The sequence below is a fragment of the Desulfotomaculum sp. genome, from assembly GCF_982386235.1.
The window spans coordinates 1-19,070 of the sequence record NZ_CEVWQM010000016.1 but is presented as its reverse complement, the minus strand read 5'-3'; the positions used below and the strand labels follow the sequence as shown (position 1 = coordinate 19,070).

Below are 19,070 nucleotides of genomic sequence, written 5' to 3'. Positions count from 1 at the left end.
CATAAGATGATGTAGAAAGGGGGTAAGGCCGTGCCAAAGATTAAAGAAGGTGATATTGTTGCCCGTAAATCCTATGGCAATGATATTTTCTTTAAGGTTAACAGCGTTTACCAGGGGCAAGATGGTAAAGATTACGCAGTCCTTAAGGGATTGGATATACGACTGTTTGCTAGTTCGTTAGTAGATGACTTAATTAAAGTAGATGTAAAAGACATTTCCAAATATTGGACCCAGACCTTAAGGAAAAACGAAGAAGTTATGGGACGGGTTATGAAAAGGCGCATGGATGAACGAAAAGATCGACTTAAAAGATGTGCCGATGGAATATGTATGACCCGCACTGCTCAACCAGAAAAAGGAGACGACAGTGACATTGAGGGTTTTGATGTGCCCGGTACAGTACTCCACCTGGACGGAGATAAGGATTATTTAGACTTATGTATGACCACCTATCGTAACCTTTCTATACCAGCCTTCGGGTATGCTATTGATGAAGAGGAGCAACCCAAAAGGGTGCTGGCTCTTCTTGAAAAACATTACCCAGATATTTTAGTACTTACCGGGCATGACGGCATTAAAAAGGGTGCCAAGGATTTAAGCAATGTAAATAATTACCACAACTCAAAATACTTTGTCGAAGCAGTTAAAATTGCCCGTACCTTTGAAAAAAGTCGGGATGATTTAGTGATATTTGCCGGTGCCTGCCAGTCTTGCTATGAGGTAGTATTAAGTGCCGGTGCCAATTTTGCAAGTTCCCCCAAAAGGGTATTAATTCATGCCTATGATCCTGTGTTTGTGGTTGAAAAAATAGCCTATACTTCCATTCAAGATCCCATTGCCTTAAGGGAAATTATTAAAAGTACCATTACCGGTTTTGAAGGTATTGGTGGGGTGGAAACCAGAGGAAAACATCGCTTAGGCATACCCAGAACGGAATATTAAAACCATAGTACCCCTTCCTAAAGTCCAGCATATGATGATCTAGGACATTTTAGGAGGGATTTCCTTTATGTTAAATTTTTTGAAAACTGTGGAGAAAGCCAAATGGCGTTTGCTTGGAATTAAAAATGTTGTAGGCGTAGGTGTCGGCTATAAACATGTGGGCATGCAAAGAACCGAGCAAAAGGCAATTATCATCTTTGTCTCCAAAAAGGAACGTTCTGAAAGCTTAAGCAGGGAGGAACAGGTACCCTTTAGGATTAATGGTTTAGAAACAGATGTTGTGGAAGTTGGTGAAATTCGTTTTTTGTCTGATGATAGAAAAAAACATGTCAGACCCGCCCAACCCGGATTTAGTTTGGGACACTATCGGGTAACGGCTGGCACCTTTGGGGCAATGGTACGCGATCGTACCACGGGAGAGCCACTTATTCTTTCAAATAACCATATTTTAGCCAATGCCACCGATGGGAAAGACGGTCGGTCTGCCCCAGGAGACCTTATATTGCAGCCAGGTGAGTATGATGGCGGCACCAAGGACGACCGCATTGCAATACTATTAAGGTATATTCCTATCCAAAAGGGAGAGGCCCCTGCTACCTGCCCCATAGCCAACGGGGCAGCAAGGATTGCCAACATGCTGGTTCATACGATTAGACCCAATTATGATTTGAAATTCTTTAAAAGGGAAGGGGCAGTAAACCATGTGGATTGTGCTGTTGCCCGGCCCCTCAAGCCCGAGCTGATTACCGATGAGATACTTGGTATTGGTAAAGTGCAGGGGATTGTAGAGGCAAAACCCGGCATGAGGGTCGTTAAAAGTGGTAGAACAACGGGCATTACCTCCGGAGTAGTTACTGCCATAGGCACCACCATGCAAGTAAAAATGGATGACAATAGTAATGCGTATTTCTCCAATCAGGTAATTTGTGATATGAAATCCCAGGGTGGAGATAGTGGTTCCTTAGTCCTTACAGAGGGCAATAGGGCAGTTGGCTTACTGTTTGCCGGATCCGATAGGGTGACCGTTTTCAATCATATTCAAGTGGTCTTGGATAAACTAAACGTAGAGTTCTAGGAAAGAAAGCCCCGTGACGATAAGAGCGGGGCTTTTGTTCCGTGTAAAAATATGGTATACGCACGGGAGAGTGTGTTATTTTACATAAAATTGTTTGTGCACCTGTTTTAACCAACTAAATAAATTATTAACAGCTATTACGGGTTTTGTCAATTTAGGTTAATTTATGTATATTTAGGACAGGCAAAGCGCCAGTTACAGATGCCGAATCCCTTTAGTGGGTACGGAGGAACCGTTTATGGGGTGAATCCTTTTAAAGGTAGGGATTTCCTTGCCCGAACCCGTCAGCTAACTCCGGAGGCAAAAAGGAAAGGAGAAAAGAAATGCAGTATCGTTTGAAGAAAGTTCCTATGTTCCTGGCTACCTTGTTCCTATTAACCATGATGATGTCCGTTATGACGGCGCAGTCAGCTATGGCGGCTACCGATGATAGCCAAGAGATGGTTAGACTGGTTAATGAAGCCCGCGCCAAAGGTGGTCTGGCAACGCTGATGGCGGATCAAGAGCTGTCCGGGCAAGCTGCCAAGAATTTGGCATATTATCAAAGAACCGGTCAAATTCCCAGTTCCGCAATGCTGTTAACGATTGCCAAAAACGGTGGTTATAGCACCCTTGGACAAACCACTGTACGCGGCAATGATGTGGCATCGATGGTCCAAAAGCAACTTCAATACTATGGCAGCAGTTCGATCCTAAATAGTAAATACAATCGAATTGGTTTGGCCTTTGCGGATACCAGCTCTGGTAAGCTTTGTATTCAACTATTAGCATATAAACCCATTACAGAGCCTATTCAGCAACCGGAACAGCCAGCACCGGCACCAAAACCGGAGCCAAAACCAGAGCCAAAACCAGAGCCGCAACCGGCACCACAACCTGAACCAAAGCCGGCTCCCCAACCAGAGCCAACACCTGTGCCCCAGGAGCCTACTACCTTTATGAATGAAGCTCAAACGAAGGTAGTGGATTTGGTTAATGCTGAAAGAGCAAAAAATGGTCTAAAGCCTGTGGTTGCCAAAGAGGATTTAACCAAAGTTGCACAGGTAAAGGCGCAGGATATGTATCAGAGCAGATATTTCTCTCACACATCTCCCAATTATGGCTCCCCCTTTGATATGATGCGTAAATTTGGTATCAGCTACAAAGCAGCAGGGGAAAATATTGCCATGGGTCAAAAAACTCCTGAGCAGGTCGTGAAGGATTGGATGAACAGCCCCGGTCACCGGGCGAACATCTTAAATGCCAATTACAATGAAATTGGTGTAGGCGTATATCAAAGTTATACTGGCTCTGGCTACATCTGGGTTCAGCAATTTGCTCGGCGCTAAGGGTCATAAAATAGCCAATTAATTGGACAACTTAAATAACTTGTACAACAGACAATTCCATAAAATGTAAACGGGGGGAAAAATTTCCCCCCGTTTTTTTGCTTTTTCTTAAGGATTGACCACAATTTCAGCACATTTCTACAGCCAATCCAATATATATATTAAGGAGATATCTTGAAAGGAGGCTAAGATTGATGGTTATGAGGAAAAGTCCCAAGCCAAAATTCCGGCAGATAAATAACCAACCGGCTAATCAGATCGTCGGGACAGAACAAATTAGGGTAAAACAGCTTGTTGGCGAAAACACAGAACAAACCATAATTCGAGACAGCTTTACGCTACCCTCAGGTACACCCGATATGGAAGAGATTCTTTCCATTGACACAATCGTTAAGTTAAGGAAAGTTGAAGTAATCCCTAATAAGGTGATTGTAGAGGGAACCTTGCGGGTGCAAGTGATGTATTCGGCTTTCAAAAAAGATCAGTCTGTGCATAGCTTTACCGAAGAATTTGATTTTACAGATTTTGTTGAAGTAGAGGGTGCCCGGCCAGGCATGGATGTTGAAATCGACTTTGAGGTCGAGGATATTAACATAAAACTGGCCCGGGATTGCGACTACGATGTTGCTGCTGTACTTCAAATAACCGTTAGGGTAACTGAAGATCGGGAGGTCAACGCCTTAACAGAATGTCCCCAGGGTTATAACTGTGAAACAGAAAGAATGAACCTGCAGCAAGTGGTGGGAAGCAATACCAAGCAGATCCTAATTGATGATGAGTTTGAACTGCCCGATGAAAGGGATCTCATTATTAGTGATGTTATCCGCTGCATGTGTGATGTGGAGATAACCAATACCAGAATTATTCGGAACAAGATCCTCTTTGATGGCGAAGTGGATATGGAATGTCTATATCGAGCAGATAGAAAGAAAGATCACGGCAAACATGATCACGGCAAACATGAACATGGACATAAGCACGGGCATGGTTTTGAACAAGATAAAAAGTATTATAAGGACCATGTTCACTCCTTTGAAAGGACCTTTAAATTCAGTAACTTTATTGAGGTTGAAGGTGCTGAACAGGGTATGGAAGTCTACATGGATGCCATGGTGGAATCTTGTAAGATGGACCTTGCCGATATAAACGGCTGTAAGTTCTCTCCCATGATTGTAATAAAAGTAAGAGCACGTGTGGTGGAAGACAGAGAAGTAGATGTAATTACTGCGATTGAAGGTGCAGATGTAGAAACCGCCAGACTGGATATGGAAAGCTTGGTTGCGGAGGAATGCAAGCAGGTTATCGTTCGGGACTCCAAGGAACCTCCCTATGGTAAGCCTGATATTGACAAAGTAAGGGAAATTTCCGTCGGGGATGTCACCATTAAGGACATCGATATTATTCATGATAAGGTATTAATTAAGGGCACCGTAGAGTTTGAAGTTCTTTATACAGCAATGAAAGCGGATAAATCCTTGCATATGCTGCATCGAAAAGTCACCTTTAAGACCTTTATTGATGTACCTGGGGCACGTCCTGGTAACAGAGCAGACGTAAATGTCGAAGTTGAATGGGCCAATGCAAAACTGGATGAAGACTGTGAAATCCTTGTTGAAGCAGTACTAAAAGTGTGTGTCAAAATTACAGAAACAGTGGAACAAGATGTGGTGATAGGTTTTACTCCCAGGCCGACTGTGGCACCCACAACCGAACCGCCAACCACACCCTGTGTTCCCGGCACAGTCTTTAACTATACAATTGCCAGAGGAGATACCTTAGCTAAATTGGCCCAGCGTTATGGAACTACTGTGCAGGCCATTCAAGCAGCGAACCCACAACTGACAAATCCCAATGTCCTTACTGTGGGCGAGGTTATTAGGATTCCTTGCGAAGCCAAGGGTTAAATATAAAATTTTATTAAATATAAGGAGGTAGTAAAATGCCTAACGGTTTTACCGGTTGCGTCTTAGTTAAACTGCCAATTGTTATAGCGGATGTCACAGATTCTATAACAGTAGATAATACTCTTTGCCTTGATGAATTGGCTAAAAAGATTGACCATATTGATGTGGTGGTAAGGGATTTAGAGGCAGATCCAGTTTACGGTGGGATCATTCAGCCCCGTGACATGGAGAACTTCCGTCAAAACGTAATTCCCCCCAGCAAATTTCCTGGCTATATGAATAATTTCTGCCACAGCCCCAAGGCCACGGTGCATGCCTTTGAAAAGGAGTGCGGCCCGAGGGAATTAAGGAGTATCACGGTTCACGGTACGATTCACAAGCAAGTTTACTATGTCAATCGGGAGGACGATGTTCGTCATGTTGGTGAGGATGTACCCTTTACCAAGACGGTAAAACTTAACCCACCGCTGCCGATTATGAATCCCAGCAATATTGACATTGATTTTAAGGATGTAAATGTTGACGTTGCCTTTAATATGCCACGTCCGACCAGGGTTAATCAAACAGCCACGGTTAGCTTTATTCTGAAAATTACCGAAGATCAACAAATCTTCATCCAAACCTGTCTGCCTGATCAGGATTTAGTAGGTCAGCAAGTACTGGCAAACACCGGCTTTGAAGCTTTCTCTGGTTGTATCCTAGATGTATGGCAAACTTCCAACGTAGCACCAGGTGAACCAGGCAGAAATGGTAACGGTTCATTCTCTGTTGGTTTAGGAGGTCCTGCCACATCTGACTGTATCAATCCAACGGCTGAAACAGCTTCCTTAGTACAGAGTATTCCCAATGAAGTGATTCGTCCCGGCTTACGGTATGAATTCTGCTTCTACATCCAAGATGTTGTACCCAATGGCATCATCGAAAACTATAGGGTCGATGCTAAAATTGCCTTCTACAATGAAGCAGGTCAAGAAATCAATTCTTCCCAGGTTACTACCTTCCAGGAGACTGAAATTAATGGAACCTGGACCAGGAAATGTGTTACCTCCAATGCTGCGCCGGAAGGTGCTGTGTCCGGTAACGTATCCATCGTATTTACCAGGGAACCAGGAGACACCGGATCCTTTGTCAGAATCGACGATGCTACTTTAACCATTCGTGGTGCTTAGATACTACATTGCAGAAGCCGCCCAACCCTTGGGCGGCTTACCTGTTTATACCAGGGTGTGATTGTCGCTTAGGAAGTCACTTCTTTATTTTTGGCTCATATATTATAATGGTAGTTTTTGTTTGGCTCGGCATGGATAGGAATGCCATTGATTTTTTACAAAGGGGGGGGAAAGTTGAATAATGAAATGGGTGATGTGGCAAATAGTACTGCATTTAAGACGGCCACAGAAACACTTTGCCATGGGTTAGAAGATTCGATGTTTAAACTGCTTAATTTTCAAGCCCAGCAAGGGGCAAATGAGAACAGTACCATGATTATGTTGGCCTTGATGAACCTACTGGGTATTGTTAACTGCATGAATAAGATTTTGCCCGAAGGACAAAGGGTGAAGGGTACCGGGGAGTTGGCAAATCAAATTGCCGGCGCCTTGGGCGGTATGCCGGCAAATTCTCAGGGGGAAGCTGCACCCCCGGGGGGAATTGACCCAGGTATGATTGCGGCCCTAGCGGGTATGTTAGGGGGCCCTGGCAGAACAGATGAGGGTGGCGAGGCTAACGGTAGACCGGGGCTAGACCCGGCTATGTTGGCAACCCTGGCGGGCATGTTAGGTGGCTTTGGCGGGGGTGGCAATAACCCAGCCGCCCTAATGGGAATGTTGGCCAATATGTTAGGACCCAAAAAACCCTTGGAAAAAAAACCGGAGCAGGGAGTCAAAGTCAAACCAGAAAAGGCTGAGGATAAACCAAATCAAACAAAGGAGGGTCAGAGGAAAGAGACTGGCCCGAACCCAAGGGGCATGTTAAAGTGGGATTCCCGCTTTGGTTCCCCATCGTCTTCATTCTAGGGAGGTGGTTTTAGTTGTTTGGAAACTTAGGTGGTATGCTTTCCCAAGTTCAAAATATGCAGGACGGTTTAAAGCAAATACAAGTTGAAGCAATGGTAGGGGAAGGCGATGTTACTGTTGTCATGAATGGCAGTCAACAGTTAATTAGTGTTAAAATTTCGCCTGAAATCATGAAAGAAAATGTCACTAAGTTAGAGGACCTGGTAGTAGAAGGAATTAAATTAGCTCAACAGGACAGCAGAAATAAGGTTCAGGAAGAAGTGGCTAAAATGACCGGTCTTAATATAGGAAACTTTATCAATATGTTTAAAGGGTAGCGGAGGTGAGTATGTGTTTGGTAATATGACCAAGGTTTTTGGCCAACTGCAAAATTTACAACAACTGCTTAAAGATATGACAGTGGAAGGAACGGCTGGGGATGGTTTAGTAAAGGTAATAATTAATGGCCAACAAAGTATTCTTGCTGTACGGTTTGACCCAGATCGCATTTCATCTGTAGAACCGGAGGTTCTCGGACAAATGCTAACGGAGGCCTATAACCAAGCACAAAACGAAAGTAAAGAAAAGGCCAAGGAAGAGGTTACCAAAGCCACAGGATTAAATCTGTCTAGTTTACCTGGACTATTTTAAGCAGACAAAAAAAGCAATAAAATATTATATTATCAAAAAAGGGTGCCTTAGGGCTACCCTTTTTTACTTTGCAATGCAAAATTTGTATCTAAACTCTGTAACACAAAGTCTCCCTTTCTCATAATTTAATGTAAGGACGGTCCCGGGATATCGTTCAAAGATTTTAACATAAGGAGGAATATTGGATGTCCAACGTATTAGAAGGCATTAAGGAAAAGGTAAGTGGAGGTTATGGTGGAAATCTAGGTCTTTGCTGCTGCCTGCTCCTGGCTCTGTTCATTATTGGCATCGCACTCGTATTTTGCGGCATTTTGCCCTACCACTTGCTTGGTCTCTACCTGTTTCTGGCTCTGGCTATCTTCTGTTGCTGCTTTTGCTGGTGCTAAACTACCAAATCAAAAGTTTTGTATCCTTTATGAGGGAAGGGGCTACATCCTCGTGTAGCCCTTTTCCACCCAGCATAAAGGTACCGTAAGGGAGTATATAAAGGAGTTGATCACAGTGGGAGAAAGATCCAGCAACCGGCTCACTAATAACCTAGAGGAACTGGTTTCTAGAATGGAAAATATTCATTTCCAGAGGAGCAGTGAACTGGACCAGGTTTCCGGTGTGCTGGGAAACATGGATAAACTGGTCGGTATTCTCTCTAGGGTTGAATTGCAACGACAGGCTGAACAACAGCTAAATGATCAGTTGGATAAATTGAGCCAGGTTTTGGAACGTTTATCAGACCAACCAGTGGTTACTAAAAGAGAAGTGCCGGTGGAGGATACCGTAAAAAAGATTATTAAAGGTGTTAAAGTTACAGGCAAAGTAATGGATATTGTTGCTGGCAGCCTTGGGGTGATGTTGGATTCCATCGTAACAACCGTAAAAACACCAGAACGTCAAAATGCTACTAGATCTACCAAGGATCAGGTGGATTTGGTCAGTGTTTTAGCACCATTGGGGGGTCTGCTGCAAGGCTTGCTAGGCACTGAACAGGCGGAGAGCAATGCAGACAACAGACTCAACAAACAAAACAAACCAGAAGAGAAGAAAGAAGAGTAAGGGGTGTGGTGTTAAGAGGGGATGAGGTTATGGGTGGTAAAACAAGCCGAGTAAGAATCATCTTATTCAGAGACCGCCTCCACCGGGGGAAATTAACCCAGCCCCATATGGGTTTAATAAATTGGATGGGAGCACAGAATGTTCGTACTCTGCCGACTGTGAATGGTCTGATTTGTACATTACCATCAGAAGTTACGGATCAAGAAATTCTCTCCACCGGTGGAGTGGTGGCGGTAGAAGAAAATTTTAAAATTAGTTTAGTACCATGGGCACCTATAAATTTTAAAGGATTTTCAGAGCAAGTGATTCCCTGGGGCGTTCATTATATTGGGTCCGATGTATGCTGGCAGGAGACCAGAGGGCAAGGGGTTAAGGTTGCCGTCATCGATAGTGGGATTGATACGAACCATCCTAACCTCAGAAAAAATCTCCGAGGGGGCATCAATCTTATTTCTCCCGGTTCATCCTTCGATGATGATAATGGCCATGGTACGCATGTGGCTGGTACCATAGCAGCATCAAACATAGGGAAAGGTATTCTCGGCGTAGCACCAGAGGCAGAAATATATGCAGTGAAAGTGCTGGATCAGTTGGGTGACGGTACCATACTGAATGCTATTAATGCCATTGACTGGTGTATCAAGAATCATATTCATATTGCCAATATGAGTTTTGGTACGGATAAGTACAGCCGGGCATTGGAGGAAGCGGCGCGGGAAGCCCGTAGACGGGGTCTTTTAATTGTGGCGGCGGCTGGTAATGATGGGGGTCCTGGTACGGTTGATTATCCGGCGGCATTTAAGGACACCATTAGTGTTGCTGCCATGGACACGAAGGGTAAATTAGCTGATTTTAGCAGCAGTGGACCGGAAGTAGATTTGCTTGCCCCGGGCAGCAACATTTTATCAACGTATCGTTGGGGCACCTATGTAAGACTAAGCGGTAGTTCCATGGCCGCAGCTCATGTGACCGGGTCTATGGCTCTGCTAAAGGCGAAATACCCTAAGGATAATATCCAAATGATTGCCCAACGATTATTGGCTGGGGCCAAGGGGCTTAAAGGAAAGGGCAGTAAAACTACCGGTGCTGGTGTTGTAAGGGTTGATGTTTCAATAAATTATTACCCGGGGGCATAAAAAGTGCAAAAGGTTAAATTGTCGCCCCCGGTCCGGTGTAAATGCTGGCGGGGGTTGACTTTTTGAATAATGGCCCGATTTTCAGCAAAAAATAGGAATAAGTCAGGAGGTGACAGCATTGACCGGGCCAAATATTCGTGATCACCAGAATACTAGTAAAACCTTTAAAATCGGAGGCTTACAAGGTGGCCAGCATGATAAACAGGAGATTGAGACCTATCTATCTCAGATTGATGGCGTGGATCAAGTTAAGGTAAACCTGGAGGAGGGTTCCGTAACCGTCGATTTTGATCCTGGGGTAATTCATACAGATTATTTGCGAGGAACCCTAAGGTCCTTAGGGCATGATATTTTAGTGTAATTTTAACCCCCTGGGGGTATATTAATAACTGAAGCAGGCGACTTGCCTGCTTCAGTTATACTATCCGAAAGTATCCGATTTTAAGGATGATAGTATAAGAGAAGCGAAGGCTCGTGCCAAGCTTTTCTAATTAATATCCGACCCGGAGGTGCAAATGGACGCAAAATTGATAGCACTGATTATTGCTGCAACATCAGGGCTTACCATGGCCCTGCAAGGGACGATGAACTCGGCCTTAGGGAAGGTTGTGGGGTTATGGGAAACGACCTTTATTGTTCATGCCGTTGGCACGGTAGTTGTAGGAATCTTGGTTTTTGTCTGTCGCCTGGGGGACTGTGATTTAGGTAAATGGGCAAGTGCGCCCTGGTACACCTACCTGGGGGGAGTATTGAGTGTCTTAATTATATACATGGTCGCCCGGAGCATGCCCGTAGTGGGGGTTGCTTCTGCCACCACAGCGATTATTGTTGGCCAGGTTCTTACTGCCGCAGCCATCGATCATCTAGGAATCTTTGGTTTTGAGCGGATCCCCTTTAATTGGTATCACCTGGCGGGGACCCTTTTAATGGCGGGAGGAGCCTTTTTGCTGTTAAAAAAATAATCGGATCAATTGTCAATAAAATCTTTCCTAAATGTAAAATTTAAAACAAAGAAGTGTCGCTAGCCCACGAAAGTGGTTTTGCGACACTTCTTTGTTTATGATGCCCGTAATCCTTTACGTTCGTCCTTCCTTGAAAACCCAAACGCAAAAGCATCTATTTTATGGAATAAAGATTATTTGTCCTATCTCCAGCATATTGGGGTTAGGAATAGTGTTAATGGACATTAGTTCTGCTAAGGTTGTATGGTGTTGCTGAGCAATTTTCCATAGCGTATCACCTGGTTGAACGGTATAGACAGCATGATCCAGGGGTGGGCCACTGGCGGGAGATGAGGTAGTTGCCTGGGTTTTTTGGTTGTAGCCTGGAACAACGTCAATCCGAACCGGTGTACCGATGGGAACCAAGGGAAAAAGCTCTTCTACATTTTTATTATACATTCGGATGCAGCCTAAAGAAACAAAACCACCGATGGAAGAGGGTATACTGGTACCATGAATTCCGTAATTGCCGCCGGGGATATTTAAACCCATCCAGCGAGTGCCCAATATACCGCCAGGATTGGTGACTTTGTTAACGACTTGATAATCTCCGGCTGGGGTAGGGGTGGCGGCCTTGCCCACACCAACAGGGTAGGTGTTTGATAACTGTTCACCAATGTAGACATTTAATCGCCGCGATTTAGGGTCAATTTGCAATTCAATACCGGCCCGATAAAACATCTTCTTAATAACCTCCTTTCATGTTCTAATCAATCTATAATATGAGGCCTTTGGTTTTAGGGTCTGTTATATCCTCAGTATTTTTTATCTAATCAAAGCAAATAATAGAAATCATACTATAAAAAAATGGCTGTCTACTGACCAAAAAGCAAAGCCAGAAGAAAATATTTCCGCCTCATTTGGGGAATGGCAGTGTATAATTGCTTTGGGGGGAGATAACATGGCCATAAGGCTACAGGCACATGGAAAAATAAATTTAACATTGGATGTTTTAGCCCGGCGTCCCGATGGTTATCACGAGGTTGAAATGATCATGCAAAGCATTGCTTTGCATGATGTTTTAGAAATTGAGCAACAAACTTCAGAAATTAGCCTTTTTGTGTCGGGAATCTCCGTAACCACCAAGGAAGATAACCTGGTGCTTAAGGCAGCAAATCTACTAAAGCGAATGGCTCCCCCAGAGGCTGGGGCAATTATACGTCTGCATAAGAATATACCAGTGGCTGCTGGTTTGGCTGGTGGGTCTACCAATGCAGCGGCTGCCTTGAGGGGGCTTAATGCACTTTGGGATTTAGGCCTAAGTCAAGAGCAGCTAATGAAGTTAGCTGCTCAGTTGGGTGCCGATGTTCCCTTTTGCCTGATGGGTGGTACGGTTATTGCCCGGGGAATTGGTGAAAAACTTACCCCCTTGGATTTGGCACCGCCCTTTGGCGTAGTATTGGTTAAGCCAGCCTTTGGTGTTAGTACAGCAGAAGTATATCAAGGACTTTGCTTGAATGAACTGCGCAAAAGACCGGATATGGCAAGGATGCTAGAGGCTCTCAAGGAGCGAAACCTGGAAAAGGTTGCTGGGGAGTTAGCAAATGTTTTAGAAAGTATGACGTTAAAATTACACCCGGAACTAATTACGATTAAGAATTATCTGCGGGAAGCTGGTTCCCAGGGGGTATTAATGTCTGGCAGCGGGCCTACGGTTTTTGGTCTAACAGAAAACCTGGCCAAGGCGAAGGAGATTGCAGGCCAAGTACATTTGCCGGACTGTACGGTTATTGCTACATGTATGGGATGAAAAAAGGCCAATCGCTAATAGCTAAAAGCCATCCGAACGAGGCCTACACAGTGGTTATGCTCAAACGAATGACCACGATATTAGATTAGGGTATGGTTGTAGAAGGGGGAAGGGGAAATGAGTGAAAATAGATTAGCTCCAATAAAGCTTGATGCATATAAACCATTAAGGGAAATTGTATTTGAAACCTTGCGTGAAGCGATCCTCTCGGGCAAATTAGAGCCGGGTGAAAGGTTAATGGAGATTCAATTGGCTGAGGAGATGGGAGTCAGTCGGACCCCTGTGCGGGAAGCGATTCGCAAGTTGGAATTGGAAGGCTTTGTGGTTATGATACCCCGTAAAGGTGCTTATGTGGCGGGGATTTCCCTCAAAGATATTACCGATGTCTTTGAGGTGAGGGCATCGCTGGAAGCACTGGCCGCAGGGTTAGCTGCGGAGCGGGCCAGTGAGGAAGAAATTGAGCAATTAGAAAGATCTTTATTGGCTTACTCTGAGCAGACGAACAAACAGGATATTAACAAGATTGTAGAAACAGATACTGATTTTCATGAATTATTGTATAGGGCCGGCCGAAATGAAAGGTTACTAACGATTATTACTCACTTGAGAGAAATCATTCAGAGGGTACGGACGGTGTCTTTGTCCCAGCCTGGCAGAAGTAAAGATGCCATCGAGGAGCATCGCCAAATTGTTGATGCCATTGCTGACCGCAATGTAGAACTGGCACAGAATTTGGCCAGGGAACATATTTACAGTGCTGAAAACATTATGCTTAATTCCCTTAAGGGGGCACAAAGGAAAAATGATTGATGCGCTGGTTTTGGCCGGCAGTGTGAATAATGGACAATTAAAAAATCTCAGCCCAGAGCCCTATGAGGCCCTCATTAAAATTGGCTCAATTCCCATGGTGCTGTACGTTATCCGTGCCCTAAGGAGTAATCGTGAGGTGGGTAGGATTGTTGTAGTTGGGCCCCCCGGAATTAAAAGGGAATTGCCAGCCGATGTAATTTGGCTGGAGTCGGGTCTGACGATGATGGAAAATATAAAAAAGGGTAATGCCCTAATGGATAGCCACTATTTAGTGGCTTCGTCCGACATCCCCCTTTTAACAGCTGGTTCTGTATCTGGGTTCCTAGCACTTTGTAAGGAGCTAAAGGATGATGTCTATTTTCCTCTAATTCCGAGGGAAGTGGTGGAAAAAACTTTTCCCCGGGCCCAAAGGACCTACGTTACTTTTCGAGAAGGAGTTTTTACAGGAGGGAACCTTTTCCTGGTTAATCCTCAGGTTGTTGAACAATGCCTTGTCATAGGGCAGGAGTTAGTGGACTTGCGCAAGAGGGTCATTGCCCTGGCCCGACGGGTAGGGTTACCACTTCTGATAAAGCTATTGTTACGGCTTCTTACCTTGCAGGAAGCCCAGGAAAAGGTTTCGCAGATGCTTAACATCAAGGGCAGGGCAATTATTTGTCCCTATCCGGAGGTTGGCATGGATATTGATAAACCCGCTGATTTGGAAATAATCTGTCAGGCAATGGGGTATGATTTAAGGCAAAGCTTATAGCAAAATAAGGAGCAATTGATATGGATAATGATTTTGTTACTTTGCAAAATATTTTGGAAGCAAAGGAAAGGCTTCAGGGGGTTAGTCGCTATACACCGTTGGAACCTTCTGAAATCCTTAGTAAGAAAACCGGAGCCCATGTCTTTATTAAACTGGAAAACTTACAAAAAACCGGTTCCTTTAAATTAAGGGGTGCCTATAATAAAATTTCTGTCTTGGCTCAGGAAGCAGCCCAAGGAGTGGTGGCAGCCTCTGCCGGTAATCATGCCCAGGGGGTAGCCTTTGCTTCCAGTCAGGTAGGTATTTCAGCTACCATTGTGATGCCCGAGGGAGCACCCATAACCAAGATAGAGAGTACCAAGGCCCTTGGGGCCGATGTGGTTCTTTCGGGGCAGGGTTATGATGATGCCTTCCGCAAAGCCCAGGAAATTCAACACGAAAATGGCGCAGTTTTTGTACATGCCTTTGATGACCCGCTGGTTATTGCCGGTCAGGGAACCATCGGACTGGAGATATTAGAGGAATTGCCAGACTTAGATGCCGTTGTGGTACCCATTGGTGGAGGCGGCTTGATCGCAGGGGTAGCCTGTGCAATTAAAGAAAAGCGGCCCGAGGTACAGGTCATCGGGGTCGAGGCCGCTGGTGCTCCTTGTATGCTGGAGGCCTTTAAAAGCGGTGCAGTCCATGAGTTAAAATCCGCGAATACCATTGCTGATGGTATTGCCGTGCGTCGTCCCGGTGACCTTACCTTTAACATGGCGCGCAAATATGTGGATCAGATTGTTACAGTGGATGATGAGGAAATTGCCTGGGCCATTTTGATGCTTTTAGAAAGTTCAAAATTAATGGTGGAGGGCGCGGGGGCAGTGGGAATTGCTGCATTGCTCCATAAAAAGTGTGATCTTAGCGGTAAAAAGGTTGCTGTAATCATTAGTGGTGGCAATATCGATGTAAATGTTATTTCCATCATCATTGAAAGAGGTCTGGTAAAGGCCGGGCGCTACCTAAGATTTAAGACCATCCTAACCGATAAGCCTGGTTCTTTACAAAAACTCCTATCTGCCCTGGCAAACTCCGGAGCGAACGTAATCTCTATCGTTCATGATCGAATAAAGCCCAATGTACCGTTAAAACAAGCTGAGGTGGAGATTTCTCTGGAGACGAGGAATGCCAGTCATATATCGCAAATTGTCGAATCCTTGGGTAAAATGGGGTATGAGCTAGATATTTTAAGATAACACAAAAAAATGACCTAAATTATTGAATAAAGTTATGAATAAAGAAGGATTTTGACTTTCGCTGCAGAATTTAGTAGCCCAACAGCAGTTGATGCAGCGGAAGGTGGTGAAGAATTTTGCATGTGACTGACGTGCGAGTACGCAAAGTACTCATGGAGGGCAAAATGAAGGCCATTGTTTCAGTTACACTGGACGACGCTTTTGTTATCCATGATGTAAAAGTGGTTGAAGGACAAAACGGATTGTTTGTAGCTATGCCAAGTAGAAAAACCCCGGATGGTGAATTTAGAGATATTGCTCATCCGATCAATTCATCTGCCAGAGAAATTATTCAAAACGCCGTGTTGCAAGCGTACCAAGAGGCGATATAGTTTAATGATTATTCAAGGGGGCAAAGGCCCCCTTTTTATTTTCATAATCTTCTTTTTATTGTGTAATTAGATTGATGGAGAGGAAAATGTATTTTTTTGTTGAAAGAATACGGTTGGCAGAAAAAAACATGCCTGAATAGGATATCCTATAGAAGAAAGAAAAAGGGGGTTGCGGGATGGAACCTGCAGCGGTAATCTTGGCAGCTGGCAAAGGAACGAGAATGAAATCAAATCTGCCTAAAGTAATACATCCATTATGCGGCAGGCCTATGCTGGGCCACGTGTTAAGTTCTGTAGCGGAAGCCGGAGTAACCAAAACGGTGGTAGTGGTAGGGTTTGGCTCTGACCAGGTTACTGATTTTGTTGGTAATGAGGCCAAGGTAGTCATACAAAATGAACAATTAGGAACAGCCCATGCTTTGCTGCAGGCTGAACAAGAATTAAGGGAGTACCCTGGTAATTTACTGGTGGTTTGTGGGGATACACCGCTATTAAGGGGGGAAACCTTAGCTAAACTGGCCCAGGAGCACAGTGAATCTGGGGCCGCAGCGACCTTGTTGACAACCGAAATGGCCAATCCCACTGGCTATGGCAGGGTCCTACGCACCGAAACGGGGGACGTATCCCGTATTGTGGAACAGAAAGATGCATCTCCGGAAGAGTTAACGGTGAAGGAAATCAATACCGGGGTGTATTGTTTTAAGGTACCGGGTTTGTTTAGCGCATTAAAGGAAATATCCCCGGCTAACGCCCAAGGGGAGTTTTATCTTACGGATATAGTACAAATTTTTATAAAAAAGGGACTGAAAGTCAAGGCAGTAACCTTAGAGGATGCCCAAGAGGTTCAGGGTATCAATGACCGAATTCAATTGGCTCAGGCCGAAGCTGTTATGCGTCAAAGGATTCTGGAAGGTTTAATGGTTCAAGGGGTTACGATTATGGACCCAGGGAATACTTACGTGGAGCTTGGTGTAAAGGTTGGGGCAGACACCGTTATTCTTCCCTTTACGTTTTTAAGGGGGGACACAGAAATAGGTAATCATTGTGTTATTGGACCAGGCTGTAAAATAACAAATTGTATGATCGGAAACAATAATGAAATTCAATATTCGGTACTTTTGGATAGCCAAATTGGAAATGATGCGGTTATAGGACCCTATGCTTACGTAAGACCGGGTACGGTTCTAGCAGACAAAGTTAAAGTGGGGGATTTTGTAGAAATTAAGAAGTCGCATATCGGACGCGGCAGTAAGATTCCCCATTTAAGTTACGTAGGTGATTCAACCATCGGGGAAAGTGTAAACGTAGGTGCAGGGACCATCACTTGCAACTATGACGGAAAAAACAAGTATCAAACGGTGATCGAGGATGGAGCTTTTATAGGCAGTAATACAAATTTAGTGGCACCCGTTACGGTAGGTCGGGATGCTGTCATTGCTGCTGGTTCTACCATTACCAAAGATGTACCAACAGAAGCACTGGGAGTGGCCAGGGGACGCCAAACCAATCACACGGATTGGGCTAAGAAACAAAGGAAAAAAAGTTAAATTATACGAATTCTCGGAGGTAAATGATGTCTTCCAATAGTAAACGATTAAAGATTTTTGCGGGAACCGCTAACCCAGAATTAGCCCAGGAGATTTGTCAGTATCTTGGCGTTACCAAGGGGTCATCCGAAGTGACTCACTTTAGTGATGGAGAAATCCGCGTAAAGGTGGATGAGAGTGTCAGGGGTTCCGATGCCTTTATCATTCAACCCACATCGACACCGGTAAATGAAAATCTAATGGAATTACTGATTATGGTCGATGCCCTGCGCCGGGCCTCTGCCCGGCGCATCACCGCTGTAATTCCTTACTATGGTTATGCACGGCAGGATCGTAAAACCCGGGCCAGGGACCCCATTACCGCTAAGCTGGTGGCCAATATTTTAACGGCCAGTGGCTGCCGTCGGGTAATAACCATGGATTTGCATGCGGGACAAATTCAAGGATTCTTTGACATTCCTGTGGATCACCTGCCTGCGGTACCTATCCTGGCAGAATATTTTCAGCAAACCCAGGACAGGGAAAATGTGGTTGTGGTTTCCCCGGATATTGGTGGGGTGACCCGGGCCAGGGATCTAGCTGAGCGTATTGGATCCCCCTTAGCGATTATCGACAAACGCCGCCCCGAACCCAATGTGGCTGAGGTTACCAATGTGATTGGTAATATTAAGGGCAAGACCGTCATTATGATTGATGATATCATTGATACCGCCGGCACCATTACAAAGGGAGCGGCTGCTTTAATGGATCGGGGTGCTAAAGAAATTTATGTCTGCTGCACCCATGCAGTGCTTTCCGGCCCATCTATTCAGCGTTTAAAAGAATCTGTGATTAAAGAAGTTGTTATTACCAATACGATTCCATTACCTCCGGAAAAAATGATTGATAAAATCAAGGTATTATCTGTGGCACCGCTGATGGGTGAAGCAATTATTCGTATTCATGAGGATCTTTCAGTCAGCAAGTTGTTTTCATAATAAGTCATCCGCTTAGGGTGGAGAGGATTATTTGTTGTGTGCCATGAGCCATGGGTCTGGGGCTTTTTGTGTATGCTGTGCTTAGGGTTCCCTTGCTTATGGTACACGGTATTTTCAGCCGTAGTTTGTGTAGGTTAAAGGTGTGCTTATAAAAATGCGACAGGGGGTCGCTTCTCCCTGTCGCATTTTTATAAATTTTACCAGTGTGCAGACCAGTTTTGGTAAAAATCAAGGCCTATTTCTTCCTCTGATTCATCAGGTGATACCCAGCCGCGGATACCCGTTTCCAACATGTCTGGGCGTGAGTCATCCATGTCATACATACGATTCACCTCCTCGTTTTATCAATATCCTTTGCTGCTTAGCCAGCGGCTATACAAAACCAGCCATAGGCTTAAGACCCATAAGCAAAACATGCACAAAGGCCCATGGCTCATGGCTTACGGCCCAAGGTCAGCCCCAAAAACGCAAAAAGCTGGGGCTGGTGGCAAAAAATCTGTTGACAATGTAAACGGGCATTGCTAAACTAGTACTTACTTAATAAC

Annotated in this window: 22 protein-coding genes and 1 riboswitch; of the genes, 20 read left to right on the top strand and 2 right to left on the bottom strand. The window is 44.6% G+C overall.

The features are described from left to right. Positions 1-30: 30 nt before the first annotated feature. The 13 genes from yabG (at position 31) to AC1U9Z_RS10615 (ending at position 11,042) form a co-directional block, all read left to right on the top strand. Positions 31-942: a sporulation peptidase YabG gene (yabG, locus tag AC1U9Z_RS10675; RefSeq protein WP_333529992.1), complete on the top strand. Its 912-nt coding sequence runs from the start codon at positions 31-33 to the stop codon at positions 940-942. Positions 943-1,009: 67 nt separating this feature from the next. Further along, complete coding sequence (locus AC1U9Z_RS10670; protein ID WP_333529991.1) at positions 1,010-2,017, top strand: chymotrypsin family serine protease; 1,008 nt, start codon at positions 1,010-1,012, stop codon at positions 2,015-2,017. A 192-nt stretch (positions 2,018-2,209) separates the two neighbouring features. Continuing rightward, positions 2,210-2,335: riboswitch (cyclic di-AMP (ydaO/yuaA leader) on the top strand. Between the two features lie 5 nt (positions 2,336-2,340). Continuing rightward, positions 2,341-3,345, top strand: coding sequence for a CAP domain-containing protein (locus AC1U9Z_RS10665; RefSeq protein WP_479957403.1), 1,005 nt, complete (start codon positions 2,341-2,343; stop codon positions 3,343-3,345). Between the two features lie 194 nt (positions 3,346-3,539). Beyond that, positions 3,540-5,249 carry a DUF3794 and LysM peptidoglycan-binding domain-containing protein gene (locus AC1U9Z_RS10660; protein ID WP_333529988.1) on the top strand — a complete coding sequence of 570 codons (1,710 nt, stop codon included), beginning with the start codon at positions 3,540-3,542 and terminating at the stop codon, positions 5,247-5,249. A gap of 35 nt (positions 5,250-5,284) precedes the next feature. Further along, positions 5,285-6,418 (top strand): DUF3794 domain-containing protein, encoded by a 1,134-nt coding sequence (locus AC1U9Z_RS10655; protein WP_333529987.1) that lies wholly within the window; start codon positions 5,285-5,287, stop codon positions 6,416-6,418. 174 nt (positions 6,419-6,592) lie between these two features. Next, positions 6,593-7,264 carry a hypothetical protein gene (locus tag AC1U9Z_RS10650; protein WP_479957402.1) on the top strand — a complete coding sequence of 224 codons (672 nt, stop codon included), beginning with the start codon at positions 6,593-6,595 and terminating at the stop codon, positions 7,262-7,264. Between the two features lie 14 nt (positions 7,265-7,278). Further along, entirely contained in the window at positions 7,279-7,581 is a 303-nt protein-coding gene (locus tag AC1U9Z_RS10645; RefSeq protein ID WP_333529985.1) for a YbaB/EbfC family nucleoid-associated protein, read from the top strand. A gap of 13 nt (positions 7,582-7,594) precedes the next feature. Further along, positions 7,595-7,894, top strand: a complete 300-nt coding sequence (locus tag AC1U9Z_RS10640; protein WP_333529984.1) for a YbaB/EbfC family nucleoid-associated protein — start codon at positions 7,595-7,597, stop codon at positions 7,892-7,894. Positions 7,895-8,079: 185 nt separating this feature from the next. After that, positions 8,080-8,280 carry a hypothetical protein gene (locus AC1U9Z_RS10635; protein WP_333529983.1) on the top strand — a complete coding sequence of 67 codons (201 nt, stop codon included), beginning with the start codon at positions 8,080-8,082 and terminating at the stop codon, positions 8,278-8,280. Positions 8,281-8,395: 115 nt separating this feature from the next. Then, positions 8,396-8,944, top strand: a complete 549-nt coding sequence (locus AC1U9Z_RS10630; protein WP_333529982.1) for a hypothetical protein — start codon at positions 8,396-8,398, stop codon at positions 8,942-8,944. Positions 8,945-8,973: 29 nt separating this feature from the next. Next, positions 8,974-10,080 carry a S8 family peptidase gene (locus tag AC1U9Z_RS10625; protein ID WP_333529981.1) on the top strand — a complete coding sequence of 369 codons (1,107 nt, stop codon included), beginning with the start codon at positions 8,974-8,976 and terminating at the stop codon, positions 10,078-10,080. Positions 10,081-10,189: 109 nt separating this feature from the next. After that, on the top strand, positions 10,190-10,441 hold the full coding sequence (locus tag AC1U9Z_RS10620; protein WP_333529980.1) for a heavy-metal-associated domain-containing protein: 252 nt from the start codon (positions 10,190-10,192) through the stop codon (positions 10,439-10,441). Between the two features lie 154 nt (positions 10,442-10,595). After that, positions 10,596-11,042, top strand: coding sequence for a DMT family transporter (locus AC1U9Z_RS10615; protein WP_333529979.1), 447 nt, complete (start codon positions 10,596-10,598; stop codon positions 11,040-11,042). Between the two features lie 159 nt (positions 11,043-11,201). Here AC1U9Z_RS10615 and AC1U9Z_RS10610 read toward each other — a convergent pair whose 3' ends face one another. Next, positions 11,202-11,762 (bottom strand): L,D-transpeptidase family protein, encoded by a 561-nt coding sequence (locus AC1U9Z_RS10610; RefSeq protein WP_479957401.1) that lies wholly within the window; start codon positions 11,760-11,762, stop codon positions 11,202-11,204. Between the two features lie 220 nt (positions 11,763-11,982). Between AC1U9Z_RS10610 and ispE the strand changes: the two genes are divergently transcribed. The 7 genes from ispE (at position 11,983) to AC1U9Z_RS10575 (ending at position 18,525) form a co-directional block, all read left to right on the top strand. Next, on the top strand, positions 11,983-12,831 hold the full coding sequence (gene ispE, locus AC1U9Z_RS10605; protein WP_479957400.1) for a 4-(cytidine 5'-diphospho)-2-C-methyl-D-erythritol kinase: 849 nt from the start codon (positions 11,983-11,985) through the stop codon (positions 12,829-12,831). 117 nt (positions 12,832-12,948) lie between these two features. Then, positions 12,949-13,641: a GntR family transcriptional regulator gene (locus AC1U9Z_RS10600; RefSeq protein ID WP_333529976.1), complete on the top strand. Its 693-nt coding sequence runs from the start codon at positions 12,949-12,951 to the stop codon at positions 13,639-13,641. Next, entirely contained in the window at positions 13,634-14,392 is a 759-nt protein-coding gene (locus AC1U9Z_RS10595; protein ID WP_333529975.1) for a hypothetical protein, read from the top strand. The genes AC1U9Z_RS10600 and AC1U9Z_RS10595 overlap by 8 nt, the downstream gene beginning before the upstream one ends. 20 nt (positions 14,393-14,412) lie before the next feature. Further along, positions 14,413-15,630 carry a threonine ammonia-lyase gene (ilvA, locus tag AC1U9Z_RS10590; protein ID WP_479957399.1) on the top strand — a complete coding sequence of 406 codons (1,218 nt, stop codon included), beginning with the start codon at positions 14,413-14,415 and terminating at the stop codon, positions 15,628-15,630. Positions 15,631-15,746: 116 nt separating this feature from the next. Then, entirely contained in the window at positions 15,747-16,001 is a 255-nt protein-coding gene (gene spoVG / locus AC1U9Z_RS10585) for a septation regulator SpoVG (RefSeq protein ID WP_333529973.1), read from the top strand. 176 nt (positions 16,002-16,177) lie between these two features. Continuing rightward, on the top strand, positions 16,178-17,548 hold the full coding sequence (glmU, locus tag AC1U9Z_RS10580) for a bifunctional UDP-N-acetylglucosamine diphosphorylase/glucosamine-1-phosphate N-acetyltransferase GlmU (protein ID WP_479957398.1): 1,371 nt from the start codon (positions 16,178-16,180) through the stop codon (positions 17,546-17,548). Between the two features lie 26 nt (positions 17,549-17,574). Next, entirely contained in the window at positions 17,575-18,525 is a 951-nt protein-coding gene (locus tag AC1U9Z_RS10575; RefSeq protein WP_333529971.1) for a ribose-phosphate diphosphokinase, read from the top strand. A gap of 197 nt (positions 18,526-18,722) precedes the next feature. Here the strand turns inward: AC1U9Z_RS10575 and AC1U9Z_RS10570 are convergent, their stop codons facing one another. Continuing rightward, positions 18,723-18,848: a hypothetical protein gene (locus AC1U9Z_RS10570; protein WP_333529970.1), complete on the bottom strand. Its 126-nt coding sequence runs from the start codon at positions 18,846-18,848 to the stop codon at positions 18,723-18,725. Positions 18,849-19,070 lie beyond the last annotated feature (222 nt).